This is a genomic window from Dellaglioa sp. CoH-57-MRSF-20 (genome assembly GCF_056781955.1).
The window spans coordinates 1-386 of record NZ_JBXAXV010000147.1 but is presented as its reverse complement, the minus strand read 5'-3'; the positions used below and the strand labels follow the sequence as shown (position 1 = coordinate 386).

Below are 386 nucleotides of genomic sequence, written 5' to 3'. Positions count from 1 at the left end.
CTTCTATTGGGTCAGTCGTCAATGGTGTGCTTGGCAGTGATAACGTAACCAATTTCCTGAGGGCTGTAGGCATAACGCCAAAGGCAGGGTCGCTGACCAACACGTCGCAGAACTCGAATGATGGAGCCAACAATACGGTACCGGCAGATGCCACGGTAAACCCGAGCATGGGTACTGCTGCCTACTGGAACACGAAGCTGAAGAACCGCATCTCGATCAAGATTGGCAACTATCTGTTCTTCGACTCAGTGGTTATCACGCGAGTCTCTATAACGGCGGCCTCGAACTTCGATGCACAGACTGGTCTGCCGCACCACTGCCGCGTGCTGGTTGAATTCAAGCCTCTGTTCATGCTCACACAGCACGACCTAGATACGCTATTCATC

At 52.6% G+C, this 386-nt stretch carries 1 protein-coding gene; it reads left to right on the top strand.

Annotated elements, in window-relative coordinates; all coding sequences use genetic code 11:
• On the top strand, positions 1 to 386 hold a 386-nt coding region (locus AC1RPN_RS08550; protein ID WP_481763768.1), incomplete at both ends, for a hypothetical protein.